This is a genomic window from Halomonas heilongjiangensis (assembly GCF_002879645.1).
GTDB classification, from domain to species: Bacteria; Pseudomonadota; Gammaproteobacteria; order Pseudomonadales; family Halomonadaceae; genus Halomonas; species Halomonas heilongjiangensis.
Window position 1 is genome coordinate 39,344 of record NZ_PNRE01000061.1, and the last position, 24,385, is coordinate 63,728.

Genomic DNA, 24,385 nt, shown 5'->3' on the forward strand with positions numbered 1-24,385 from the left:
CGGCTCCCCTGGCGCCCTCAGGACAAGGATGGATTCATGCGGAAAATGCCCCGCGGCCCCATGGCCGCCGCGCTCCTGGCACTGCTGCTGGTCGGCTGTGCCTATCAACCCGGTATCGTCGAGCGCATGCCCGACGACGATCCCGGCCGCCTGCTCGAGCAGGCCCAGCAGCAAGCCCCCGAACAGGCCGCCCTCACCCGGCTCGAAGCGGCCGACATCCTAGCACGCCAGGGGCAGCGCACCCAGGCACTCGAGATCGCCGGCGACATCGACGACGGCCTGCTCCCCGGCCAGGCCAGGGCACGCTGGGCACTGCTGCTCTCCGGGTTGGGTGAGGACCTGGACGACCCCTGGGCGGTGATCCAGGCCGGACAGGACATCGACGCCCTCGACCTCTCCCGCGACCAGGCCGACACCCTGCGCCAGCGCCTGGGGCTGGCCCTGCTCGAGGTCGACGAGCCTGGCGCCGCCGCCGAGGCACTGCTTCGTGCCCAGGCCGACTCCGACCAGGAGGCCCTCAACGATCCGATCTGGAAGGCCCTCTCGCGTCTCGATGGGCGCGAACTCTCGGCGCTGCGCGACGGCGCCGACGACCTCACCCAGGGCTGGCTGGACCTGGCCGAGCTGGCCCGCAGCAGCGCCGGCGACCTGGAGCGACTGTTCAGCCGCCTCGACGACTGGCGTGAGCGCCACCCCCGGCACCCCGCCGCACGGCGGGTACCCTCCGATCTGCTGGCCCTGCGCGACCTGCGCGGGATGGAGGTCGACCACATCGCCGTCTTCCTGCCCGAATCGGGCCCGTTGTCGGGCGTCGCCGGCGCCATCCGCGAAGGCATGCGCGCCCATCACCTCAACGCCGCCGATGGCGGCAGCAGCGCCCGCCTGAGCTTCATCGACGCCAGCAACAGCGACCTTGCGGCGCTCTATCGAGAGGCCGAGAATCGCGGCGCCCAGGTGGTGATCGGCCCGCTCGACAAGGATCAGGTCACCGAGCTCGAGAACCTCGACAGCGTGCCGCTGCCGACCCTGGCGCTCAACTATGGCCATGGCGAACGCAACCAGGCCCGAGGGCTCTTCCAGTACGGCCTCTCCGCCGAGGACGAGGCCCGCCAGTCGGCGCGCCGCGCCTGGCAGGACGGCCACCGCCGGGCGGTCCTGATGGTGCCGGACAACGACTGGGGGCGTCGCGTCGGTGAAGCCTTCTGGAGCGAGTGGAGCGAGCGCGGCGGCGAGGTCACCAATGCCGTGCGCTACGACCCGGAGGGCAGCGTCGCCAATGCGGTGCGCCCGGCGCTGCGCGTGAGCGGTGAACGCGCACGGCTCGGCGACATCGACATGCTGTTCCTGCTCGCCCTGCCCGAGTATGCCCGCCAGGTCCCCCCCACCCTGGACTACTACTACGCCAGCGGATTGCCGATCTATGCCACCTCGCATCTCTTCGAGGGTCGCCTGCAGCCGCGGCTGGACCACGACCTCGACGATGTCCAGTTCATCGACATCCCCTGGCAGATTCCCGATGCCGCGGTGGGCGGCGAGGACGCCCTGCCCTTCACGACCAGCTATCGCCAGTTGCGCGAGGAGTCCGACCCGGCGCTGTTCCGACTGATGGCCATGGGGGTCGATGCCTATGAACTCGCGCGCCGCCTGCCGCAATTCCAGGCCGTGCCGGACAGCGAGCTGTACGGCGCCACCGGGACCCTGCGCCCGGGAAGCGACGGTCGCATCCAGCGCCAGTTGCCCTGGGCGCGCTTCGAGAACGGCGTGCCGCGTCCCATCCTGATCCCCGGGCTCTTCGGCCAGGGCGGCCGCGGCGGCTCCAGCGACAACCACGACGCCAGCAGCGACTGATGGCCGGCCCCCGCGACGCCCGGGCCCGTGGCGGCGCCGTCGAGCGTCTCGCCGCGGCCTGGCTGGCCGACCGGGGCCTCGATCTCGAGGCGAGCAACCAGCACGCCAAGGGCGGCGAGATCGACCTGGTGATGCGCGACGGCGAGGTACTGGTGTTCGTCGAGGTTCGTCACCGTGCCGACACCCGCCACGGCCACCCGCTCGAGACCGTCACCGCCGCCAAGCAGCGCCGCCTGATCCGGGCGGCGCGTTTTTATCTCCAGCGCAACGGGCTATCATGTCCCTGCCGCTTCGACGTGCTGGCCGTGACCGGCCAGGCCCCGGCCCTCGACTTCCTGTGGGTGCAGGGTGCCTTCGACGCGTTCTGACCGGCCAAGCCAAACTGCCCCACAGGCACGAACCAGGACCAGGAACCCAGCATGGATTTCCAGCAGCGAATTCTCGGCCACTTCAACGCCAGCATCGACACCAAGACCTACGCCAGTGAAGTGCTGCCGCCCTTCATCGAGGTGGCCAGCCAGATGATGGTGCAGTGCCTGGTCAATGAAGGAAAGATCCTCGCCTGCGGCAACGGCGGCAGCGCCGGCGACAGCCAGCACTTCTCTTCCGAGCTGCTCAACCGCTTCGAGCGCGAGCGCCCGAGCCTGCCCGCCCTGGCCCTGACCACCGACACCTCGACGCTGACCTCCATCGCCAACGACTACAGCTACAACGAGGTCTTCTCCAAGCAGGTGCGTGCCCTGGGACAACCCGGCGACATCCTGCTGGCCATCTCCACCAGCGGCAACTCGGCCAACGTGATCCAGGCGATTCAGGCGGCCCACGACCGCGACATGACGGTGGTGGCCCTCACCGGCCGCGATGGCGGCAACATGGCCTCCCTGCTCGGCCAGGACGACTGCGAGGTCCGCGTGCCGGCCACTTCCACCGCCCGCATCCAGGAGGTTCACCTGCTGGTGATCCACTGCCTGTGCGATCTGATCGACGAACAACTCTTCGGCGCAAGCGAGTAACTCCCATGACCAAGAAGTCCCTGTGCACCCCCCTGCTGCTGACCCTGGCACTCGGCATCGCCGGCTGTACCGCCGTTACCGGCGTCACCAACCCCGGCACCCTCGACGAGAACTACGGCAGACGCACCCTCGGCACCCAGGTCGAGGATGAGAGCATCGAGACCAAGATCCGTCACAACCTGCGTCGTACCGACGCCCGCCTGGGCGACGCGCGCATCAATGTCGACGCCTACAACGGCGTGGTTCTGCTCACCGGCCAGGTGCCGAGCGAAGAGCTGAAGGACAAGGCGACCGAGATCGCCGGCGAGGTGCGCAACGTGCGCGAGGTGCACAACGAACTGACCGTGGCCGGCAACCTGCCCGCCAGCCAGCGGCTTTCGGATACCTGGGTGAATACCCGGATCCGCACCAACCTGGCCGGCAACGAGTCGATCGACTCGGGACGCATCCGCGTGGTCACCGAGAACGCCAGCGTCTACCTGATGGGCATCGTCAGCCGCGCCGAAGCGGATCGTATCGTCGAGGCGGTCTCGCGGATCGGCGGCGTGCAGCGCATCGTCAAGGTATTCGACTACATCGACTGACGCTCTCGAGCCCTGGATCGCGAACGGCAGGCCCGAAGGCCTGCCGTTTCGTTTGCCGCTCTTCTCACCTTCACACCCACGCCTCGCATCAGGCTACTTGATGACCCGCAGCGAGGGGCGCCCCTTGCGAGGCCGGGCCTCGCCGTCGGCATCCACCCCCGACTCCCCGGCTTCAGGATCGTCGCCCGGCGCCTCGGCATCGACACTGGAAAGCACCGGCTCGTCGGCCTCGGGCTTGGCCGACTCCGGCAGCACTGGCTCGTGGCCGAACACCATGCCTACGCCGTTCTCGCGCGCATAGATCGCCACGAGCGCCGAGATCGGCACCATGATGCGCATCGGCTGGCCACCGAAGCGGGCACTGAACCCCAGCGCCTCGTTCTCCATGAAGAGATCTCGCACCGCGGTGGGCGCCATGTTGAGCACGATCTGGCCGTTCTGCACGAACTGGCGCGGCACCTCGACGCCGGGCTGCTCGGCATCGACGACGATATAGGGGGTGAGCTCGTTGTCCAGCAACCACTGGTACAGGGCTCTGGCGAGATAGGGGCGGCTCGATTGCATCATCTTGCCCTCCTGCATTGGGGAGCCCGGACCAAGGGGCCGGGACTCGGATTCAGGGACGCATCTCGCGTTCGCTTTCGCTCAGCGCGGCCTTGAAGCCCTCGCGGTCGAACAACCGCTCCATGTAGCCGGTCAGCGGCTTGATCTGCGGCTCCGGCAATTCGATACCCAGCACCGGCAGGCGCCAGAGGATCGGGGCCAGACAGCAGTCGACCAGAGTGAACTCCTCGCTCATGAAGAACGGCATGTCCTCGAAGATCGGCGAGATGCCGATCAGGCTCTCGCGTAACTCCTTGCGTGCCTTCTCGGCCTCCTTCCGGGGCGAGCCGAGGATCTGGTCGACCAACGGGCACCATTCGCGCTCGATGCGATGCATCCACAGGCGGCTCTGGGCCCGGGCCACCGGATACACCGGCAACAGCGGCGGATGCGGGAAACGCTCGTCCAGGTACTCCATCATCACCTTCGACTCATAGAGCACCAGGTCCCGGTCCAGCAGCGTGGGAACGCTGTTGTAGGGGTTGAGGTCGGCGAGCTCCTCGGGGTGCTGCTCGTCGGTGACCTCGACGATATCCACCGCCACGCCCTTCTCGGCGAGCACGATGCGTACACGATGACTGAAGTGGTCATCGCCCCCGGAGTAGAAGATCATCGACGACCGCTTGGCCACTACACCCATGAAACAATCCTCGCATCAGTTCGAACCGGAATGATAACACGACAGCCCCCGCCTTGAGGGGCCGAGCACGAACCACCTTGCATGAACCACAGGGGGCGCATGGCCTCCGGCCACACGCCCCCGGTCACGTCCGTCGCTGACGGATCAGTGGATGTCGCGCCAGTACTCGCGCTTCAGCAGGTAGGCGATGACACCGAAGATGAAGATGAAGATCAGCACCTTGGGCGCCAGGGTCTGGGCATGCAGCTTGGACGGCTCGCCGACGTAGACCAGGAAGTTGGTCAGGTCATAGACCGCCTCCTCGAACTCGTCGGGCTCCATGGCCCCCGGCTGGGTCACCTGCAGCACTTCGCAGGACTGGTACTTGCCGGTCAACGGATCGAGTTCGGCGCCCTCGATGGGGCGGTCGCTCTCGGCGCAGACCTTCTCCTGTACCCCCTGCAGCGGCTCGAGCACGTTGGGCATCGCCACCATGTCGAAGACGGCGTTGTTGACGCCGGTCGCACGGCTTGGATCCTTGTAGAAGCTCAACAGGTAGGAGTAGATCCAGTCCCCACCACGCAGGCGACCATGCAGGGTCAGATCGGGTGCGGCGGCACCGAACCAGTTGTCCCCGTCCTCGCGAGTCATCGCCACGTGCATCTGGTCGTTGTAGGCCAGGTCCGAGGAGAAGATCAGGTTCTGCTCGACCAGATCCTGGGGCATACCGAAATCCTCGGCGGCCCGGGCGAAACGCTGGTGCTCCAGGGAGTGGCAGCCCATGCAGTAGTTCACGTAGAGCTGCATGCCACGCTGCAGTGACTCCTGGTTGCTCAGGTCCGGGGTCATGGAGTGGGGCACGTCCTCGGCCCCGGCACCCAGCGCTGTTAAGGGCACCAGCGCGAAGAGCAGTGCGAACAGTTGCTTTTTCATTAGCCAGTCACCCTCTCCGGAACGGGTTTGGTCTTCTCCAGCCGGGTGTAGAGCGGCATCAGCAGGAAGAAGGCGAAATACAGGGCGGTGCAGAGCTGCGCCACCGCGGTACGCAGCGCCGTGGCCGGCAGCGCCCCGAGGATACCCAGGATCACGAAGCTGACCGCAAACAGCACCAGCATGACCTTGGACATCCAGCCCTTGTAGCGCATCGAACGCACCGGGCTGCGGTCGAGCCAGGGCAGCACGAAGAGCACCGCAATGGCGCCGCCCATGAACAGCACCCCGAGGAACTTGGCGTCGAGCCCGAAGAGGTCGAAGGTGATGGCCCGCAGGATCGCGTAGAAGGGCGTGAAGTACCACACCGGCGCGATGTGGTCAGGCGTGACCATGGGGTTGGCAGGCTCGAAGTTGGGTCGCTCGAGGAAATAGCCACCGCCCTCCGGGAAATAGAACACCACCACGGCGAAGACGAACAGGAAGACCGCCACGCCGACGATATCCTTCACCGTGTAGTAGGGATGGAACGGGATGCCGTCGAGTGGCTTGCCGGTCTCGTCCTTCTTGGCCTTGATGTCGATGCCGTCGGGGTTGTTGGAGCCGACCTCGTGCAGGGCGATCAGGTGCAGGACCACCAGTGCCAGGATCACGATGGGCAGCGCCACCACGTGCAGGGCGAAGAAGCGGTTCAGGGTGATGCCCGAGATCAGGAAGTCGCCCCGCACCCACTGGGCCAGATCCGGGCCGATGAACGGGATCGCCGAGAACAGCGAGATGATCACCTGCGCCCCCCAGTAGGACATCTGCCCCCAGGGCAGCAGGTAGCCCATGAAGGCCTCGGCCATCAGCAGCAGGTAGATCGCCATGCCGAAGATCCACACCAGCTCGCGGGGCGCCTTGTAGGAGCCGTAGAGCAGGCCGCGGAACATGTGCAGGTAGACGACGACGAAGAAGGCCGAGGCACCGGTGGAGTGCAGGTAGCGGATCAGCCAGCCGTACTCCACGTCGCGCATGATGTACTCGACCGAGGCAAAGGCACCCTCGGCCGAAGGATTGTAGCTCATCGTCAGCCACACGCCGGTGAGGATCTGGTTGACCAGTACCAGCAAGGCCAGCGAACCGAAGAAGTACCAGAAGTTGAAGTTCTTCGGCGCGTAGTACTTGGACAGGTGGTCCTGCCACATCTGGGTGGCAGGAAAGCGGTCATCGACCCAGCGCATGAGGCCGCGTTCCGCCTTGACGCGATTCGGGGTACCCATCAGGCAGTCTCCTCATCTTCACCGACGATGATGTCATCGTCTTCAAAGCGGTACGGCGGCACCTCGAGGTTGGTCGGGGCCGGCACGTTGCGGAATACCCGTCCCGCCAGGTCGAAATAGGAGCCGTGGCAGGGACAGAAGAAGCCGCCCGGCCAGTTGTCCATGTCAACCGCATCCGGCTCGGGCCGGTAGAGCGGCGAACAGCCCAGGTGGGTGCAGATACCGATCAACACGCCGATCTCGGGACGAATGGAACGCAACGGTCCGCTGACATACCCCGGCTGCTGGGGAACCTCGGAATCCGGGTCGGAGAAACGCGCCGGGTCGCTGCTCTCGGTCCGCTCGATCATCTCGGGGGTGCGATTGATGACCCACACCGGCCGCCCCCGCCATTCGACGGTCATGCGCTGACCCGGTTCGAGCTTGGAGATGTCAGCTCGTACCGGCGCACCCGCCGCCCTTGCCCTGGCACTGGGCTGCCAGGAAGCCACAAAGGGGACCGCTACCCCGACGGCACCCACCGCACCCACAACGGTGGTGGCACCCACGAGGAAACGGCGCCGACCCTTGTTCACGCCGTTGTCTGCCATTTCAGGTTTCTCCCATCAGCTTACCCGTCGTTCCATCACGGGCAGGAACGCATCCCGCGACCACGGACACCAAATGCGCACTATGGTAAAAAATCGTGACGCCCCGCACAAGGACAACCACCCTTGACCAAGGTGGAAAGCCGGCGACAAATCATTGATCAGGAATAAAAAAACGCCCAGGTCATGGGACCCGGGCGTTTTTTCTCGCCGCAGCGACCGCTTAACGCTTGGAGAACTGCGGGCGGCGACGCGCCTTGCGCAGGCCGACCTTCTTGCGCTCGACCTGACGGGCGTCACGGGTGACGTAGCCGGCTTCGCGCAGCGACTTGCGGAATTCCTCGTTGTACACCATCAGGGCACGGGTGATGCCGTGACGGATGGCCCCGGCCTGGGACGAACCGCCGCCGCCCTTGACGGTGACGAAGACGTCGAACTGGTTCAGGGTGTCGGTCAGCTCCAGCGGCTGACGGACCACCATGCGCCCGGTGACGCGACCGAAGTACTGGTCCAGCTCACGGCTGTTGACGATGATCTTGCCGGTGCCCGGCTTCAGGAAGACGCGGGCGGTAGAGGTCTTGCGGCGCCCGGTACCGTAATACTGCTGTGTCATGGCGAAGACTCCCTCAGATGTTCAGTTCTTGCGGCTGCTGGGCAGCATGCGGATGCTCGGTGCCGGCATAGACCTTGAGCTTGGAATACATGGCACGACCCAGGGGACCCTTCGGCAGCATGCCCTTCACGGCGGACTCGATGATGCGCTCCGGCGCGTGCTCGACCAGCTTGTCGAAGGTCATGGAGCGCAGGCCACCCGGATAACCGGTGTGGCGATAATAGGTCTTGGCCTTGGCCTTGTTGCCGGTGACCTTCACCTTCTCGGCATTGATCACGACGATGTAGTCGCCGGTATCGACATGCGGGGTGAATTCCGGCTTGTGCTTGCCGCGCAGGCGACGAGCGATTTCGGTGGCCAGACGGCCGAGCGTCTTGTCCGTGGCGTCGACGACGTACCAGTCGCGCTGGACGGACTGCGGTTTGGCAGTGAACGTCTTCATGGAGGTATCACCAGATCGATGTATTGGGTCCTGCCGCCGGAGCGCCCGGCATGGGACCATCCCTATTCTTCTTGGTTGCCCCGCCTCGCGGAGGACGGCACAACGGTCGAGCGAGCGCGCATTCTACACGAGCCACCGGTGCCAAGGCAATGCCGCACTCAAGCTCGAAGCTCGAAGCTCGAAGCTCGAAGCCAGACTCTTGCCTCCGGCATCTGAATCAAGATTTTTCTTACAGCTTAAGGCTTACAGCTCCCGGCGAAGCCGGGTCACGGCTTGTGCGGCAGCGCCAGGTACTCGTGGGACTGCATCTCCTGGAGGCGCGAGAGGGTGCGCTGGAACTCGAACTCCAGGCGGCCGTCGGCGTAGAGCCGCTCGGCCGGCACCTCGGCGGACATCAACAGCTTGACACCGCGATCATAGAATTCGTCGACCATGTTGATGAAACGCCGCGCCTGGTCGTCGGTGGCGCCGCTCATGCGGGTCACGTTGGAGACCAGTACCGTGTGGTACTCCCGGGCCAGCTCGATGTAGTCGTTCTGGCTACGCGGTCCGTCGCACAGCTCGCCAAACTCGAACCACACCACGTCGTCATGCAGCCGCCGGGTGTGCAGTACCCGGTGGTTGATCTCGATGGGCGCCCCCTCCTCTCCCTCATGGCCGGCGATCTCGCGAAAGCTGCGGGCGAGTTCACGTTCGGCACCGGCGTCGAGCGGGGCGTGGAAGATCTCGGCACGCTCCAGGGCCCGCAGGCGATAGTCGATGCCGGAATCGACGTTGACCACCTCGCAGTGGCGGTTGAGCAGGTCGATGGCGGGCAGGAAGCGCGCCCGCTGGAGGCCGTCCCTGTAGAGGTCGTCGGGCACGATGTTGGAGGTCGCCACCAGCACCACGCCGTGCTCGAAGAGCGCCTCGAGCAGGGTGGCCAGGATCATGGCGTCGGTGATGTCCTTGACGAAGAACTCGTCGAAGCAGATCACCCGGGCCTCGCCGGCAAACTTGGCGGCGATCAGCCTGAGCGGGTTCTTCTCGCCCTTGTAGTGCTCGAGTTCGTTGTGCACCCGCTGCATGAAGCGGTGAAAATGGGTGCGCATCTTGTCGGGGAAGGGCAGGGCCTCATGGAAGGTGTCGACCAGATAGGTCTTGCCGCGCCCCACGCCCCCCCAGAAGTAGAGACCGGTGACCTCTGGCAGCGCCGGCTCGGCCGCCTCCTCGCGACGGCCGAAGAGCCCCGCCATGCGCGATTTCAGCCGCTTGCCAGCGGGAACCGCCCGGGGCCGGGCACGCGGCCGCGCCACCAGCTCATCGAAGAGCCGCTGCAGGTGCTCCACCGCACGCTCCTGGGCCGGATCGTACTGGAAGTCGTCTCGCTCGAGATCGGCGCGGTAGCGAGCCATCGGCGTGGCGTGGCGGCTCGCGTCACGGGATGCTGACATGGTTGGCGATGCACTCATGGAACGTCTATGACCTGCTCGCGGCTTCGATGAGGACGGCATTATACGCTTCCGGTCGACGCTGCGCACCGCTGCCGCCGCGTTGACCCGACGCGCGGCCTCGGCCCTATAATGGGGCCACCGGGCAACCCGCCCTCGACACCGGACCCGCCTCGCGCACCGGATCGTCCGATAGCCGCAGGGAGACGAATGTGGACGAAAGCAACATCAACTGGGTGCTGGCCATCGCCAGCCTGCTGGCCGGCATCGGCATCGGCGCACTGGGCTATCACCTGCTCAACGCCGGCGCCGGTCACCTGCAGACGCTCCGCCAGCGACTCGCGGAGCGCGACCGCGAGTTGACCGCACTGAAGGACGGCATCGGCGACCATTTCACCGAGGTGACGGCGCTGGTCGAGAATCTCCAGCGCGACAGCGAGGCCCTGGCGCAGCGGCTCGAGGAAGGCGCGGCGACCCTTGGCAATGGTGTGCCCGCCCAACGTGGCCTGGAGGTGGCCCTGGCGGCCGAGGAGAAGGCAGCCAACGAGGAGTATGCCGTCCCACGCGACTACGCCGACGGCACCGGCGGCACCCTCTCGGAGGATTTCGGCCTGAAGGCCAACCAGAGCAACGCTCCCCAGCCCCCCCGCTACTGACCGCGCCCCACCCACCGCTTTCGAGACGGCGCGACGACCCGGCGCCTTCAGGCCGGGTTGTCGATATCGACGAAGCGATGCTCGAGCCCGAATTCGCTTGCCAGCCACTCGCCCAGCGCCTGGACCCCATAACGCTCCGTGGCATGGTGGCCCGCCGCCAGATAGTGGATCCCCAGCTCCCGGGCCAGATGGGTCGTGCGCTCGGAGATCTCCCCCGAGAGGAAGGCATCGGCGCCGGCCTCCCAGGCGGCGGTGATCATGTCCTGGGCGCCGCCGGTGCACCAGGCGAGGCGGCGAATCTCGCCGCCATTCGCCGCCTCGATCAGCAGTGGCTCGCGCGCCAGCCGCTCGCCCACATGGCGGGCGAGCCCCGGGGCATCCAGCCCGGCTGGCGGCGCCCCCAGCCACAGCAGCCCCTCCCCCGGCGCGCCGTCGGCACAGCCGTCGACGCGCAAGTCCAGGCGCCTGGCCAGCTCGGCATTGTTGCCCAACTGCGGATGGGCATCGAGGGGCAGGTGATAGGCCAGCAGGTTGATGTCGTTGAGCAACAGGGTGCGGAGGCGGCGCTGTTTCATGCCGGTGATCGCCACCGGCTCGTTCTTCCAGAAGTAGCCGTGGTGCACCAGCAGCAGGTCGGCGCCCCAGGTCACCGCCTCGTCGAGCAGTGCCTGGCAGGCGGTGACGCCGGACATCACCCGGACCACCCGATCGCGCCCGGCCACCTGGAGGCCGTTGACGGTGTAGTCCCTGAAGCGACCGGCATCGAGCTGGCGGTCGCAGGCGGCGACCAGTTCATCACGATTCATTCGCACCTCCGCGCATCGGGGAATCGGCATGTTACACTGTCGCCATTGTATCGACCGCGGCCCCGGGTCGCGACAGCACCGCGAGTAAGGAAGCACCCCGCATGCGACGCAACCTGTTGCCGTACGTCTGGCCCGTCATCATCGGCGTGCTGCTGGCCATCGTGCTGCTCAATGCCTTCCCGCAACTGCTGGGACGCCCCGAGGCACCGGCGCTCGCGCCACAGCCCCCGGAGGCACCGGTCGCGCCGACCCTGGTAGAGGCGCCCCCCGAGGAGACGTCGCGCCCCTCCCCCGAACTACGCCAGGCAGACCCCATGGCACGCCAGCAGGGCCCGGTCAGCTACTCGGAGGCGGTGGACCGCGCCGCGCCGGCGGTGGTCAACATCTACTCCTCGCGGGTGGTCGAGCGCGAGCAGCATCCGCTGATGTCGGATCCCTTCTTCCGCCAGTTCTTCGGCGACGACATGCCCGCTCGCCAGCGCATGCTATCGAGCCTGGGCTCCGGCGTGATCGTCAGCGACGACGGCTACGTACTGACCAATCATCATGTCATCGGTGGCGCCGACCAGATCCAGGTGGCGCTGCGCGACGGGCGCGAGACGCTGGCCGAGGTGATCGGCACCGACCCGGAGAGCGACCTGGCGGTGCTGCGCATCGACCTGGACGGCCTGCCGGTGATCGAGCTCGCCGACTCCGGCGACGTCGCGGTGGGCGACGTCTCGCTGGCCATCGGCAACCCCTTCGGGGTCGGGCAGACGGTGACCATGGGCATCATCAGCGCCACCGGCCGCAGTCATCTGGGGCTCAACGCCTACGAGGACTTCATCCAGACCGACGCGGCGATCAACCCCGGCAACTCGGGCGGCGCCCTGATCAATGCCGAGGGCGCCCTGGTGGGGATCAACACCGCCATCTTCTCGCGCTCCGGCGGCTCCCAGGGCATCGGCTTCGCGATCCCCGCCAACCTGGCCCGCAACATCCTCGAGGCGTTGGTCACGCAAGGGCGGGTGATCCGTGGCTGGCTCGGCATCGAGGCCCAGGAGCTGAACCAGGAGCTGGCCGCCTCCTTCGGCCTGCAGGCGCCCCGCGGCGTGGTGATCGCCGGCGTGACCCCCGGGGGCCCGGCCGCTCTCGCCGGCCTGCAGCCCGGCGATGTCCTGCTGGCGGTAGACGGCCGCCAGATCCTCGATGCCCGGATGGCGATGAGCGACATCGCCGCCGTCGAGCCCGGCACCGAGCTGCCGTTGACGGTGCTGCGCGGCGGTGAATCGCTGGAGGTCACCCTGGAAGTGGGTGAACGCCCCGCCCCGGAGCTGCGCCAGCCGCAGCAGTGATCCATACACGACGAAGGCCCCGACATTGCGGGGCCTTCGTCTCGATACGCGCTCAGGCGCTCTGACGAAACCTTTCGATTCCCTGAGGATGCGTTACCGCTCCTCGATACGGTACTCGGCCGACCGGGCATGGGCGGTGAGCGACTCGCCGCGGGCCAGCACCGAGGCGATCTTGCCGAGCTCGGAAGCGCCCCGGGACGAGCAGTGGATGATCGACGAGCGCTTCTGGAAATCGTAGACCCCCAGCGGCGAGGAGAAACGTGCCGTGCCCGATGTCGGCAGCACGTGGTTGGGGCCGGCGCAGTAGTCACCCAGCGCCTCGGCGGTGTAGCGCCCCATGAAGATGGCCCCGGCATGGCGCACCTCGGACAGCCAGCTGTCCGGATCGGCCACCGACAGCTCCAGGTGTTCGGGGGCGATGCGGTTGATCAGCTCGACGGCCTCGGCGCGGTTGCGGCAGTGGATCAGCGCGCCCCGCCCCGCCAGGGACTCGCGCACGATTGCCTCCCGCTCCAGGGTCGGCAGCAGGCGCTCGATGGCCGCCTCGACCGCATCGAGATGGGCCTCATCCCAACTGACCAGGATCGCCTGGGCATCCTCGTCGTGCTCGGCCTGGGAGAACAGGTCCATGGCCAGCCAGTCGGCAGGGGTGCCGGCGTCGGAGACCACCAGGATCTCGGATGGCCCGGCGATCATGTCGATGCCGACCCGGCCGAACACCGCCCGCTTGGCCGTGGCCACGTAGATGTTGCCGGGCCCGACGATCTTGTCCACCCGCGGCACCGTCTCGGTGCCATGGGCCAGTGCCGCCACCGCCTGGGCCCCACCGATGGTGAAGACATGGTCGACGCCGGCCAGGTGGGCCGCCGCCAGGACCAGCTCGTTGAGCACGCCGTCCGGCATCGGCACCACCATGATGATCTCGCGGACGCCGGCCACATGGGCGGGAATCGCGTTCATCAACACCGAGGAGGGATAGGTCGCCTTGCCGCCGGGCACATAGATCCCGGCGCGGTCGAGCGGCACGACCTGCTGGCCGAGCACGGTCCCGTCGGCCTCGGTGTAGTGCCAGGACTCGGGTTTCTGGCGCGCGTGGTAGAGACGAATGCGCTCGGCGGCGGCGGCCAGGGCATCACGCTGCGCGGCGGGCAATCCTCGGTAGGCCTGTTCGAGGCGCGCCGACCCCAGGGTGAGTTCGGCCATGGAGGCGACCGACAACCGGTCGAAGCGGTTGCTGTACTCGACCAGCGCCGCGTCGCCGCGGGCCTTCACCGCGGCGATGATCTCGTCGACGCGCCCCTGGATCTCGGCATCGGAAACCCCCTCCCAGGCCAGCAGGGCATCCAGGCGGTCGTCGAAGTCGGCATCACCGGTGGCGAGTCTGGCGATGCCGGTAGCGGAAGCGAGGGTCTTGGTCATGGGGTGCGGCTCCCGTGGCTGTCGGGTCTTGTCTGGGCCTGACGCCAGGGCCGGGCCATGGCATCAGTCGCTGTCAGGTTGAGGTGACGCGGCTATCGCGACGGGCGGCCACGGCATCGCCGAGGCGCTCGATCAGCGGCTTGAGCCGGGCATGCTTCATGGTCATGGCCGCCTTGTTGACCACCAAGCGGGTACTGATCGGGGCGATCAGCTCGCGCGGCGCCATGCCGTTGGCACGCAGGGTGTTGCCGGTGTCGACGATATCGACGATCTCGTCGGCCAGGTTCATCAGCGGTGCCAGTTCCATGGCCCCGTAGAGCTTGATCACCTCGGCCTGGATGCCCTGCTCGGCATAGTAACGGCGCGCGACGTTGACGAACTTGGTGGCCACGCGGCGCCGGGCCCTGGCCGGTTCGGCACCGTCGATACCGGCGGTCATCAGCCGGCACCGGGCGATCTCGAGATCCAGCGGCTCGTAGAGCCCCTCGGCGCCATGCTCGAGCAGCACGTCCTTGCCGGCCACGCCGAGGTCGGCGGCCCCCAGCTGAACGTAGGTGGGGACATCCGTGGCTCGCAGGATCACCAGCTTGACGTCCGACAGGTTGGTGTCGAACAGCAGCTTGCGACTGGCGCCCAGGTCCTCGGCCGGGGTGATGCCGGCATCGGCCAGCAGCGGCAGCGTCTCGTCAAGAATGCGACCCTTGGAGAGGGCCAGAATCAGTTGTTTGCTCATGCTCTCGCCTGTCTTGGGAAGCTAGCCGGGAATGCGACGGATATTGGCACCCAGCAGCTGCAGCTTCTCCTCGATGCACTCGTAGCCTCGATCGATATGGTAGATGCGGTCGACCAGGGTCTCGCCGTCGGCCATCATCGCCGCCACCACCAGCGAGGCGGAAGCGCGCAGGTCGGTGGCCATCACCGGGGCGCCGGAGAGGCGTTCGACGCCGGTGACCACCGCGGTGTTGCCCTCCAGGGCGATCTGCGCCCCCATGCGGTTGAGTTCCTGGACGTGCATGAAGCGATTCTCGAAGATGGTCTCCACCACCCGGGCCGTCCCCTCGGCCACCGCATTGAGCGCCACGAACTGGGCCTGCATGTCGGTGGGAAAGGCGGGATAGGGCGCGGTACGGACATTCACCGCCCGCGGCCGCCGCCCCTCCATGTCCGCCTCGACCCAGTCGTCACCGGTGGTGATGGTGGCCCCCGCCTCCTCCAGCTTGGCCAGCACCGCTTCGAGGATGTCGGCCCGGGTACGGCGCACCCTGACCCGCCCCCGGGTCATCGCCGCGGCCACCAGGAAGGTGCCGGTCTCGATGCGATCGGGCATGACGTCGTGGTAGCAGCCATGCAACCGCTCGACGCCCTCGATGGTGATGGTATCGCTGCCATGGCCGCGGATCCTCGCCCCCATGGCGATCAGACACTCGGCCAGATCCACCACCTCGGGTTCCCGGGCCGCGTTCTCCAGTACCGTGGTGCCCTCGGCCAGCGTCGCGGCCATCAGCAGGTTCTCGGTACCGGTGACGGTCACGGTATCGAAGAAGATGGTAGCGCCCTGGAGACGGCCATCGACCCGGGCGCGGATATAGCCCCCCTCGACACGGATCTCGGCGCCCATCGCCTCGAGGCCGCGGATATGCAGGTCCACCGGCCGCGAACCGATGGCGCAACCGCCGGGCAGCGAGACGTCGGCGTGACCGAAATGGGCCAGCAGCGGCCCCAGCACCAGGATCGAGGCACGCATCTTCTTGACCAGCTCGTAGGGCGCATCGCAGTGGCGCACCTGGGCGCCGTCGAGCTGGATGGTCATCTTCTCGCCCATCACCGGCTCGAGGCCGAGGTGGCCGAGCAGCTCCAGGGTGGTGGTGATGTCCTGCAGGTGCGGCAGGTTGCCGATGGTCACCGGCTCGTCGGCCAGCAGGGTGGCGCAGAGGATCGGCAGGGCGGCGTTCTTGGCACCGCTGGCCCAGACCTCGCCGTTGGCGGGGCCGTTGCCGGTAATGATCAGTTTGTCCATGGAGGCTCGCCCGTCAGGCGCTGGCGTTTTCCGGCGCGCTCTGCCACTGCGCCGGGGTATAGGTCTTGATGCTCACTGCATGCAGGGCACCCGAGGCGATCTCCGCGGAGAGGGCGCCATAGATCAACTGCTGGCGCTTGACCGGCGACAGGCCATCGAACACCTCACCCACGGCCACCACCTGAAAGTTGCAGCCTTCCCCCTGGATATGGAACTCGCAGTCGTCGATGCGGGCCTCGAGCAGCGCCTTGACCTCACTGGGTAGCATGAGCCGGAACTCCTGTGATGCATGAGAATGTGAGGCCACCGGCCGCGAGGCGGCCGGTGGCATGGATCGGGAATTCCGACATGGTAAAGAAAAGCGGCGCACTTGGCGATGCCGGCAGCGCTCGCCACCTCGGGAAACCCCGAGCGTCAGGCGACCTCGTCCAGCGGCAGCAGGCGGTCGAGACCGGCCAGCCGGGTCAGGCGGCTCAGCGGCGCCGAGAGGTGCACGGCGCGAACCTCGAGACCGGCAGCGCGGGCGCGACGGGTCCACTCCAGCAGTACGCTGAGCGCCGCGCTGCTGACGCCCGCGACGCCGCTCAGGTCGAAGTCGACGCGGGTACCGGCCGGCTGGGTCGCGAGCCAGTCGCTGCCCGTGGCGGCCAGCGCCGCGGCCACGTCGAAGCCGACCACCCCGCTCACCGCCAACCCCTCGGCACCGGCCGTCAGGCGAACGCCCGACCGATCGAGCAGCAGGCTCATGCGCTGCCGCCCTCCTCGAGCTCCTCGACGGCGATTTCCGGGGCCCAGCTCTCGATCACGGCGTCGTAGTCGCGGCCGTGATCGCGCATGGCCTGATCGAACTGGTTGCGGAAGGTCAACCCGAGGTTGATGCCGTTGACGATGACATTGACCACCTTCCACTGGCCATCGCTCAGGCGCAGCGAATAGCTGACCGGATAGACGGTACCGTCGATGGCCACCACCTCCATGGCCACGCTGGCCTGGTCCTCGTGGCGCTGACGCTGCTGACTGTCCAGCACCCGCAGCTCACGATAGTCGAAGGTCACCAGCCCCTTGGTGTAGGTATCGATCAGCGTCTGGCGAAAGGTATTGACGAAACGCGAGCGCTGCTGGGGAGTGGCATTCTGGAAGTAGCGCCCCATGACGCTCGCCCCGATGTAACGGAAGTCGGCGATGTCGTCGAGGCTGTCGTCGACCAGCCCCTTGAGCTCGTCGACGTTGTCGGCGAAATAGTCACGGCGCCCCTCGATCTTCCCCATCAGGTCGTCGATACTGTCGCGGATCATCTCCTCGGGCCCATGTTCGGGGGCCGCCTGGGCCTGGGCCGACAGGGCGGCGAGCGCCAGGCACAAAGCGAGCACCACCAGGCGCAAGGAAGCAGGCAGAAAAGGCATCATCGAATCTCCTGGAAAGAGTGCCGTCAACGACGAGCGCGCGGTGCGGCTCAGTCGCTGACCATGTTGGACACGAATTGCTGGATGAGTTCTTCGAGCACCACCGCCGACTGGGTGTCGCGAATGGTGTCGCCGTCGGCCAGGGTCTCGGGGTCCCCCCCCACCGACAGCCCGATGTACTGCTCACCGAGCAGGCCGGCGGTGAGGATCGCCGCCGTGGTATCCCGGGACAGCCGACCCTCGAGCTCCGAGTCGAGCTCCAGTACCACCCGGGCGTCATACCAGTCGGTATCCAGCTCGATGGCCGCGACCCGGCCCACCGTGACCCCGGCCATGGTGACCCGCGCCCGTGGCTTGAGGCTGCCGATGTTGGCGAAGTTGGCCTCGAGGCGGAAGGTGTCGGCAGGGGCGGTAAAGGTCAGGCCACTGACCCGCAGGCCGAGGAACACCAGTCCCAGGACGCCGGCCAGCATGAACAACCCGACCCCCAGCTCCATCATCTTGCTGCGTTTCATGCCGTCTCTCCGAACATCAATTCTGTACTCCGACGCATCAGTTAAGCCCCCCGAACATCACCGCGGTCAGCACGAAATCGAGGCCGAGCACCGCCAGTGAGGAGTAGACCACGGTGCGAGTGGTGGCCCGCGAGATGCCTTCCGAGGTGGGTATCAGGTCATAGCCCTGGAAGACCGCGATCCAGGTCACCACCAGGGCGAAGACCAGGCTCTTGACCATGCCGTTGCCGACATCGCCGATGAAGTCGACGCTGGCCTGCATGTTGCCCCAGTAGGAGCCCTCGAAGACGCCGAGCCACTCGACGCCGACCAGGTAGCCACCGTACACCCCCACCACGCTGAAGCCGATGGTCAGCAGCGGCAGGGCGACGAAGCCGGCCCACAGGCGTGGCGCCACCACCCGGCGCAGCGGATCGACACCGATCATCTCCATGCTGGTGAGCTGTTCGGTGGCCTTCATCAGACCGATCTCGGCGGTCAACGCCGAGCCGGCTCGGCCGGCGAACAGCAGCGCCGCCACCACCGGGGCCAGTTCGCGCAACAGCGACAAGGCCACCATCTGGCCCAGCGCCTGTTCGGCACCGAAATCGACCAGCAGGGTATAGCCCTGCAGCGCCAGCACCATGCCGATGAACAGCCCCGAGACCAGCACGATGGCCAGCGACAGCACGCCGACGAAGTGCATCTGGCGCAGCCAGAGGTACCAGCCCTCGCGGGAGGGTATGCCGACCGCGGAGAGGAACAGGAAGACCCCCGCCCGGCCCAGCGCCTCCAGCAGCTCGCAGCCCCGGCGCCCCAGGATGGTGACTCGCTCGATCATCGCCGCCCCCCGGTGCTGAGGATGTCGGTGAAGAAGTCCACCGCAGGATAGTGGAAGGGGACCGGCCCGTCCGGCTCGCCATGAACGAACTGGCTGACCCGGGGATCCTGGTCGACATCGAGCCCCTGCGGAGTGCCCTGGGCCATCACCCGGCCGTCGGAAATCACGTAGACGTAGTCGGCGATGGTCAGCGTCTCCTTGATGTCGTGGGAGACCACGACGGAGGTCAGTCCGAGCGCCTCGTTGAGCCGCTTGGTCAGCTGCACCAGCACCCCCATGGAGATCGGATCCTGGCCGACGAAGGGCTCGTCGTAGAGGATCAGCTCAGGATCCAGGGCGATGGCCCGGGCCAGCGCCACCCGCCGCGCCATGCCACCGGAGAGTTCGGCCGGCATCAGTTCGCGGGCGCCGCGCAGCCCGACGGCCTCGAGCTTCATCAGCACCAGATCGCGGATCATCGACGCCGGCAGGTCGGTGTGGACCCGTAGCGGGAAGGCCACGTTCTCGAACACGTCGAGGTCGGAGAACAGAGCCCCGCTCTGGAACAGCATGCCCATGCGCCGGCGCATGGCGAACAGTGCCTTGCGCGACTGGCGATGGACGTCCTCGCCGTCGATCAGCACGCGCCCCGCGTCGGGGGTCAGCTGGCCACCGATCAGCTTGAGCAGGGTGGTCTTGCCGGTACCGCTGGGCCCCATGATGGCGGTGATCTTGCCGTGGGGAATCTGCAGGTCGACCCCGCGGAAGATCTCCTTGTCGCCCCGCGAGAAATGCAGCCCCTCCACCACCACGAAGGGAGTGTCGCTCATTGGCTCGTCGTCCCTCGAAAAAATTATCGAACATCGTATCCTAACCACGCCTCGTTGCGCCACCATCGGCGCCATCCGGCTTGCACCGCGTCGGTCGAGAACGTTTAATGGGCGCCCTTCCGTTCCTAGCCAGGACCGTGTCTGCCATGCTCGTTCCCCTCATTGCCGTACTGCTCGGCTTCATCGCCCTGCTGTGGAGTGCCGAGCGTTTCGTCGGTGCCGCCGCCGCCACGGCCAGGCGTGCCGGCATGAGCACCCTGCTGGTGGGCATGACCATCGTCGCGCTCGGCACCTCGGCACCGGAGATCGTGGTCTCGGTGATGGCCTCGCTCGACGGCATCCCCGATCTCGCCACCGGCAATGCGCTCGGCTCGAACATCGCCAACATCGGCCTGGTGCTGGGCGTCACGGCCCTGGTGGTGCCCATCCCGGTGCGCTTCTCCATCGTCCGCCGTGAACTGCCACTGCTGCTCGGCGCCACCGGCCTGGCCGGCTACTCCCTGGCCAACGGCATCCTCGGTCGCTTCGATGCGCTGTTCCTGCTGCTGCTGCTGGTATTCAGCCTGTGGTGGCTGTTCCGCGCCGACAGCCCCGACGAGGCCCCGGTGGGCGAGATCCCCGACATGCCGCTGAGGCGCGCCCTGCCCTGGCTGGTGCTGACCCTGGCGGTCATGGGCGTCGGCTCGCGAGCCCTGGTGTGGGGCGGCAGTGAACTGGCGCGCGGCCTCGGTGTCAGTGAGCTGGCCATCGGACTGACCATCGTCGCCATCGGCACCAGCCTGCCGGAACTGGCCGCCTGCGTGGCCAGCGCACTCAAGCGCCACCACGACATCGCCATCGGCAACGTCATCGGCTCCAACCTGTTCAACATGCTCGCCGTGCTGCCGATACCGGGCATGCTGGCCCCCGGCCCCATCGACCCGGCGGCGGGAGAACGCGACTATCGGGTCATGCTGGTCCTGACCCTGGCGCTGGGCATGCTGCTGCTGTGGCAACGACACGGCCGGCTGGGCCGGCTGCCCGGCGGCCTGCTGGCACTGAGCTATGTCGGCTATCTGGCCTGGCTCGGCGCCACCAGCTTCGCCACAGAGGTGCCGACCACCTGAACGGGTGGTCGCCACGAACTTGAGTGAAACACCGCAACGGGCAACAATCACCGCCATGACCACCGATACCCCCCCCACCGGCAGCTCACCGCTGCGCGACAGCGCCCGACGCACCCTGCAGCTGGAACAGCAGGCCATCGCCACCCTGATCGAACGCCTCGACGGGGCCTTCGACCGCGCCTGCGAACTGATCCTCGCCTGCCGGGGACGCGTCGTGGTGACCGGCATGGGCAAGTCCGGGCACGTCGCCGGCAAGGTCGCCGCCACCCTGGCGAGCACCGGCACCCCGGCCTTCTTCGTGCACCCCGGCGAGGCCAGCCACGGCGACCTGGGCATGATCACCCCCGGCGACGTGGTGCTGGCGCTCTCCAACTCCGGCGAGACCGCCGAGGTCACTGCCCTGCTGCCGCTGCTCAAGCGCATGGACGTACCGCTGATCAGCATGACCGGACGCCCCGGCTCGACCCTGGCCCGCCATGCCGACGCCCACCTCGATGCCGGCGTCGAACGCGAGGCCTGCCCGCTGGACCTGGCCCCCACCTCCTCGACCACCGCGGCGCTGGCCCTGGGCGACGCCCTGGCGGTGGCACTGCTCGAGTCCCGCGGCTTCACCGCCGAGGACTTCGCCCGCTCGCACCCCGGCGGCAGCCTGGGCAAGCGGCTGCTGCTGCGGGTCGCCGACCTGATGCACCAGGGCAGCCGACTGCCCTCGGTGCCGCTCGGCAGCCCGCTGCGCGACGCCCTGCTCGAGATCACCCGCCAGGGGCTGGGCTTCACCTGCGTGGTCGACGACGACGGCCGCCTGTCCGGGGTCTACACCGATGGCGACCTGCGCCGCACCCTGGACCAGCACAGCAACCTCACCGACCTCAAGGTCGACGACGTCATGACTCGACCGGGCAAGCGGGTCAACGCCGACATCCTGGCCGCCGAGGCAGTCCGCATCATGGAAGACAACCGCATCACCGCCCTGGCCGTGGTCGACGATGACGGTCGCCCGGTCGGCGCCCTGCACATGCACGACCTGCTCGCCAGCGGCGTGATCTGATGCCCCGTTTCCCCAAGGAGTTCCCATGACCCTCGACTCTCCCCTGCTCGACACCCAACTGGTGGACCGGCTGCGCCGCGTGCGCCTGCTGGCGCTGGACGTGGACGGCGTCCTCACCGACGGCCGTCTCTACTTCCAGGCCGACGGCATCGAGATCAAGGCCTTCCACACCCACGACGGCCACGGCATCAAGCTGCTCAAGCGTGCCGGACTCGAGGTGGCGCTGATCACCGGCCGCGATTCGCCGATGGTCAGCCGGCGCGCCGCCGCCCTCGGCATCAAGCACGTCTACCAGGGGGTGGAGAAGAAGCTGCCCATGTTGCGCGAACTGTGCAGCCGCCTTGGCCTCGAACTGGAACAGGTCGCCTACTGCGGCGACGACATGCCGGATGTCGGCGCCATCAAGCGCGCCGGCGTCGGCATCAGCGTCCCCGGCGCCCCCGCCTACATCCGCAAGCACGCCGACTGGATCACCGAGAGCGCCGCCGGCCACGGCGCGGTGCGTGAGATCTGCGATGCCCTGCTCCAGGCCCAGGGACACTGGGACGCCGTGATCGACACCTACCTGCACGGAGCCGACTGAGGCCATGGCACTGCGCCTGCCGCGCCCGTCATTTCGAGTCTGGCTGTTCCTGCTGCTGCTGGCCCTCGGTGGCGTGCTCGCCCTGCTCGACCAGCGCAGCCCCCGGGAGCCCGGACCGGTGCCCCGCCACGAGGCCGGCGAGCCGGACTACTACCTCGAGGGCGTTCGCCTGACCCGCTTCGACGCCGAGGGCCGGGCGCACCAGCGCCTGGACACCCCGCGCCTGGTGCACACCCCCCACGACGACGTCACGCGCATGCAGACACCGGAGGCGCGGCTGATCGACAGCTCGGGGCGCGTCTGGTTCGGTCAGGGCCAGGTCGGCACCCTGGGCGCCGGCGGCAATCCCCTCACCCTGTCCGGCGATGCCCGCCTGCACGCTCCCGAGGAGCACTGGCAACTCGACACCGATATCCTGCACTTCGATGCCGACACCGGCCATGCCTGGAGCGAGGCCCCGGCGCTGCTGCGCCAACCACCGCAGCGCATGCGCGGTGAGCGCTTCGATGCCTGGATCCATGACAATCGCGCCCGCCTGACCGACAATGTCCGCGGCCACCATCCGCCCGAGACGCCATCCCCCACCGACGAGGATCCCGAGTCATGACGCGACCGCCCCTTGCCTCCCTGCTGGCCCCAGCACTGCTCGGGCTGTCCCTCACGGCACTGACCACTCCCCCGGCGCAGGCCCTGGAGGGCGACGCCAGCGCCCCCATCGAGGTGGAAGCGAACCAGCTCGACCTCGACGACCGCGCCGGCACCGCCATCTATACCGGTGACGTGGACATCCGCCAGGGCAGCATGCACCTGACCGGTGACCGGGTCGAGATCCGCCGCAACGCCTCGGGCGAACTCTCTCACGCCATCGCCACCGGCGAACGCGCCTACATCGAGCAGCAGCCGGCACCTGACGAGCCACTCGTGCGCGGCTGGGGACGCACCATCGTCTATTATGTCGCCGAGCGGCGGGTGGAGCTGATCGATCGCGCCGAGCTGCACCAGGGCGGCGACACCTTCGACGGCGGCTACCTGGAGTATTTCCTCGATCGTCGCGTGGTCCAGGCCCGCTCCGAGGCCGAGGGCGTCCAGGAGCGCCAGCGCGTACGCATGACCCTGCAGCCCGAGCAATAAGGGACGACATGAAGACACTCCGCGCCAGCCATCTGGCCAAGAGCTACAAGCGCCGCCGCGTGGTGCAGGACATCAGCCTGGCCATCGGCCAGGGCAGCATCGTCGGCCTGCTCGGCCCCAACGGTGCCGGCAAGACCACCTCCTTCTACATGATCGTCGGGCTGGTACGCGCCGACGCCGGCGAGGTCCACATCGACGACCTCGACCTGACGAGAGCCGCCATGCACGAGCGAGCCCGGGCCGGTATCGGCTATCTGCCCCAGGAGGCCTCGATCTTCCGCAAGCTCTCGGTGGCCGACAACATCATGGCGATCCTCGAGACCCGCAAGGACCTCGACCGCACAGGGCGCAGGGCCCGGCTCGAGCAGTTGCTCGAGGACTTCCATGTCACCCATATCCGCGACAACCTCGGCATGAGCCTCTCCGGCGGTGAGCGGCGCCGGGTGGAGATCGCCAGGGCGCTGGCCACGGAACCCGCCTTCATCCTCCTCGACGAACCCTTCGCCGGGGTCGACCCCATCTCGGTGGGCGAGATCAAGGCCATCATCCGCCAGCTCAAGGCCCGTGACATCGGCGTCCTGATCACCGACCACAACGTGCGCGAGACCCTCGATATCTGCGACACCGCCTATATCGTCGGCGACGGCCAGATCATCGCCGAGGGCGATGCCGAGGCGATCCTGGCCAACCAGCGGGTGCGCGAGGTGTACCTCGGCGAAGACTTTCGCCTCTGACCCCCTACCGCAACTTACTGATATAAAGGTTATTGCAGCCTGCCGGCATGAAAATTGCCGATGGCATGCTTAT

General features: G+C 67.5%; 30 protein-coding genes. 12 read left to right on the forward strand and 18 right to left on the reverse strand.

Going from position 1 to position 24,385, the window contains the following annotated elements; all coding sequences use genetic code 11:
• Positions 1-36 precede the first annotated feature (36 nt).
• The 4 genes from C1H66_RS13815 to C1H66_RS13830 are packed head-to-tail and all read left to right on the forward strand — an operon-like array spanning position 37 to position 3,445.
• Positions 37-1,848 carry a penicillin-binding protein activator gene (locus tag C1H66_RS13815; RefSeq protein WP_102628463.1) on the forward strand — a complete coding sequence of 604 codons (1,812 nt, stop codon included), beginning with the start codon at positions 37-39 and terminating at the stop codon, positions 1,846-1,848.
• Positions 1,848-2,216, forward strand: a complete 369-nt coding sequence (locus tag C1H66_RS13820; RefSeq protein WP_102628464.1) for a YraN family protein — start codon at positions 1,848-1,850, stop codon at positions 2,214-2,216. Before C1H66_RS13815 ends, C1H66_RS13820 begins: the two co-directional genes overlap by 1 nt.
• A 51-nt stretch (positions 2,217-2,267) precedes the next feature.
• The gene (locus C1H66_RS13825) at positions 2,268-2,861 is read left to right on the forward strand and encodes a phosphoheptose isomerase (RefSeq protein ID WP_102628465.1); all 594 of its coding nucleotides are present in this window, start codon (positions 2,268-2,270) and stop codon (positions 2,859-2,861) included.
• 5 nt (positions 2,862-2,866) lie between these two features.
• The gene (locus tag C1H66_RS13830; protein ID WP_102628466.1) at positions 2,867-3,445 is read left to right on the forward strand and encodes a BON domain-containing protein; all 579 of its coding nucleotides are present in this window, start codon (positions 2,867-2,869) and stop codon (positions 3,443-3,445) included.
• A 93-nt stretch (positions 3,446-3,538) separates the two neighbouring features.
• Here the strand turns inward: C1H66_RS13830 and C1H66_RS13835 are convergent, their stop codons facing one another.
• From C1H66_RS13835 to zapE, 8 genes are all read right to left on the reverse strand, one after another.
• Complete coding sequence (locus C1H66_RS13835; RefSeq protein WP_102628515.1) at positions 3,539-4,009, reverse strand: ClpXP protease specificity-enhancing factor; 471 nt, start codon at positions 4,007-4,009, stop codon at positions 3,539-3,541.
• 52 nt (positions 4,010-4,061) lie between these two features.
• Positions 4,062-4,688 (reverse strand): stringent starvation protein SspA, encoded by a 627-nt coding sequence (sspA, locus tag C1H66_RS13840; RefSeq protein ID WP_102628467.1) that lies wholly within the window; start codon positions 4,686-4,688, stop codon positions 4,062-4,064.
• A 144-nt stretch (positions 4,689-4,832) separates the two neighbouring features.
• Entirely contained in the window at positions 4,833-5,600 is a 768-nt protein-coding gene (locus tag C1H66_RS13845) for a cytochrome c1 (protein ID WP_102628468.1), read from the reverse strand.
• The gene (locus C1H66_RS13850; protein WP_102628469.1) at positions 5,600-6,859 is read right to left on the reverse strand and encodes a cytochrome b; all 1,260 of its coding nucleotides are present in this window, start codon (positions 6,857-6,859) and stop codon (positions 5,600-5,602) included. Before C1H66_RS13850 ends, C1H66_RS13845 begins: the two co-directional genes overlap by 1 nt.
• Positions 6,859-7,449, reverse strand: coding sequence for a ubiquinol-cytochrome c reductase iron-sulfur subunit (petA, locus tag C1H66_RS13855; protein WP_102628470.1), 591 nt, complete (start codon positions 7,447-7,449; stop codon positions 6,859-6,861). Before petA ends, C1H66_RS13850 begins: the two co-directional genes overlap by 1 nt.
• A gap of 220 nt (positions 7,450-7,669) precedes the next feature.
• Positions 7,670-8,059, reverse strand: a complete 390-nt coding sequence (rpsI, locus tag C1H66_RS13860; protein WP_102628471.1) for a 30S ribosomal protein S9 — start codon at positions 8,057-8,059, stop codon at positions 7,670-7,672.
• Positions 8,060-8,072: 13 nt separating this feature from the next.
• Positions 8,073-8,501 (reverse strand): 50S ribosomal protein L13, encoded by a 429-nt coding sequence (rplM, locus tag C1H66_RS13865; protein WP_102628472.1) that lies wholly within the window; start codon positions 8,499-8,501, stop codon positions 8,073-8,075.
• A gap of 266 nt (positions 8,502-8,767) precedes the next feature.
• Positions 8,768-9,934 (reverse strand): cell division protein ZapE, encoded by a 1,167-nt coding sequence (gene zapE / locus C1H66_RS13870; RefSeq protein ID WP_240618325.1) that lies wholly within the window; start codon positions 9,932-9,934, stop codon positions 8,768-8,770.
• Between the two features lie 209 nt (positions 9,935-10,143).
• Here zapE and C1H66_RS13875 point away from each other — a divergent pair, with 209 nt between their 5' ends.
• Positions 10,144-10,587 (forward strand): Z-ring associated ZapG family protein, encoded by a 444-nt coding sequence (locus C1H66_RS13875; protein WP_102628474.1) that lies wholly within the window; start codon positions 10,144-10,146, stop codon positions 10,585-10,587.
• A 47-nt stretch (positions 10,588-10,634) separates the two neighbouring features.
• Here C1H66_RS13875 and C1H66_RS13880 read toward each other — a convergent pair whose 3' ends face one another.
• A complete protein-coding gene (locus tag C1H66_RS13880) occupies positions 10,635-11,393 on the reverse strand; it encodes a Nif3-like dinuclear metal center hexameric protein (protein ID WP_102628475.1) in 759 nt (252 codons plus the stop codon).
• A gap of 101 nt (positions 11,394-11,494) precedes the next feature.
• Here C1H66_RS13880 and C1H66_RS13885 point away from each other — a divergent pair, with 101 nt between their 5' ends.
• Positions 11,495-12,727 carry a Do family serine endopeptidase gene (locus C1H66_RS13885; protein WP_102628476.1) on the forward strand — a complete coding sequence of 411 codons (1,233 nt, stop codon included), beginning with the start codon at positions 11,495-11,497 and terminating at the stop codon, positions 12,725-12,727.
• 93 nt (positions 12,728-12,820) lie between these two features.
• Here the strand turns inward: C1H66_RS13885 and hisD are convergent, their stop codons facing one another.
• The 9 genes from hisD to C1H66_RS13930 all read right to left on the reverse strand — a co-directional run bounded on the left by hisD (position 12,821) and on the right by C1H66_RS13930 (position 19,710).
• On the reverse strand, positions 12,821-14,146 hold the full coding sequence (gene hisD, locus C1H66_RS13890) for a histidinol dehydrogenase (RefSeq protein WP_102628477.1): 1,326 nt from the start codon (positions 14,144-14,146) through the stop codon (positions 12,821-12,823).
• A gap of 73 nt (positions 14,147-14,219) precedes the next feature.
• Positions 14,220-14,879: an ATP phosphoribosyltransferase gene (gene hisG / locus C1H66_RS13895; protein WP_102628478.1), complete on the reverse strand. Its 660-nt coding sequence runs from the start codon at positions 14,877-14,879 to the stop codon at positions 14,220-14,222.
• Positions 14,880-14,900: 21 nt separating this feature from the next.
• Complete coding sequence (gene murA / locus C1H66_RS13900; RefSeq protein WP_102628479.1) at positions 14,901-16,163, reverse strand: UDP-N-acetylglucosamine 1-carboxyvinyltransferase; 1,263 nt, start codon at positions 16,161-16,163, stop codon at positions 14,901-14,903.
• Between the two features lie 13 nt (positions 16,164-16,176).
• A complete protein-coding gene (locus C1H66_RS13905) occupies positions 16,177-16,431 on the reverse strand; it encodes a BolA family protein (RefSeq protein WP_220018880.1) in 255 nt (84 codons plus the stop codon).
• A gap of 146 nt (positions 16,432-16,577) precedes the next feature.
• Positions 16,578-16,910 carry an STAS domain-containing protein gene (locus tag C1H66_RS13910; protein WP_102628481.1) on the reverse strand — a complete coding sequence of 111 codons (333 nt, stop codon included), beginning with the start codon at positions 16,908-16,910 and terminating at the stop codon, positions 16,578-16,580.
• Positions 16,907-17,569, reverse strand: a complete 663-nt coding sequence (locus C1H66_RS13915) for an MlaC/ttg2D family ABC transporter substrate-binding protein (RefSeq protein WP_102628482.1) — start codon at positions 17,567-17,569, stop codon at positions 16,907-16,909. The genes C1H66_RS13910 and C1H66_RS13915 overlap by 4 nt, the downstream gene beginning before the upstream one ends.
• A gap of 47 nt (positions 17,570-17,616) precedes the next feature.
• Entirely contained in the window at positions 17,617-18,081 is a 465-nt protein-coding gene (gene mlaD, locus C1H66_RS13920) for an outer membrane lipid asymmetry maintenance protein MlaD (protein WP_102628483.1), read from the reverse strand.
• A gap of 37 nt (positions 18,082-18,118) precedes the next feature.
• Complete coding sequence (mlaE, locus tag C1H66_RS13925; protein WP_102628484.1) at positions 18,119-18,901, reverse strand: lipid asymmetry maintenance ABC transporter permease subunit MlaE; 783 nt, start codon at positions 18,899-18,901, stop codon at positions 18,119-18,121.
• Complete coding sequence (locus C1H66_RS13930) at positions 18,898-19,710, reverse strand: ABC transporter ATP-binding protein (protein WP_102628485.1); 813 nt, start codon at positions 19,708-19,710, stop codon at positions 18,898-18,900. The genes mlaE and C1H66_RS13930 overlap by 4 nt, the downstream gene beginning before the upstream one ends.
• 146 nt (positions 19,711-19,856) lie before the next feature.
• Here C1H66_RS13930 and C1H66_RS13935 point away from each other — a divergent pair, with 146 nt between their 5' ends.
• From C1H66_RS13935 to lptB, 6 genes are read left to right on the forward strand one after another with little or no spacing between them, the layout of a single operon-like run.
• Entirely contained in the window at positions 19,857-20,816 is a 960-nt protein-coding gene (locus C1H66_RS13935; RefSeq protein WP_102628486.1) for a calcium/sodium antiporter, read from the forward strand.
• Positions 20,817-20,871: 55 nt separating this feature from the next.
• Entirely contained in the window at positions 20,872-21,864 is a 993-nt protein-coding gene (locus C1H66_RS13940) for a KpsF/GutQ family sugar-phosphate isomerase (RefSeq protein WP_102628487.1), read from the forward strand.
• Between the two features lie 25 nt (positions 21,865-21,889).
• Complete coding sequence (locus C1H66_RS13945; protein ID WP_102628488.1) at positions 21,890-22,447, forward strand: KdsC family phosphatase; 558 nt, start codon at positions 21,890-21,892, stop codon at positions 22,445-22,447.
• A gap of 4 nt (positions 22,448-22,451) precedes the next feature.
• Positions 22,452-23,054, forward strand: a complete 603-nt coding sequence (gene lptC / locus C1H66_RS13950) for an LPS export ABC transporter periplasmic protein LptC (protein WP_102628489.1) — start codon at positions 22,452-22,454, stop codon at positions 23,052-23,054.
• A complete protein-coding gene (gene lptA, locus C1H66_RS13955) occupies positions 23,051-23,578 on the forward strand; it encodes a lipopolysaccharide transport periplasmic protein LptA (RefSeq protein WP_102628490.1) in 528 nt (175 codons plus the stop codon). Before lptC ends, lptA begins: the two co-directional genes overlap by 4 nt.
• Positions 23,579-23,586: 8 nt before the next feature.
• The gene (lptB, locus tag C1H66_RS13960; RefSeq protein ID WP_102628491.1) at positions 23,587-24,312 is read left to right on the forward strand and encodes an LPS export ABC transporter ATP-binding protein; all 726 of its coding nucleotides are present in this window, start codon (positions 23,587-23,589) and stop codon (positions 24,310-24,312) included.
• Positions 24,313-24,385: the final 73 nt, after the last annotated feature.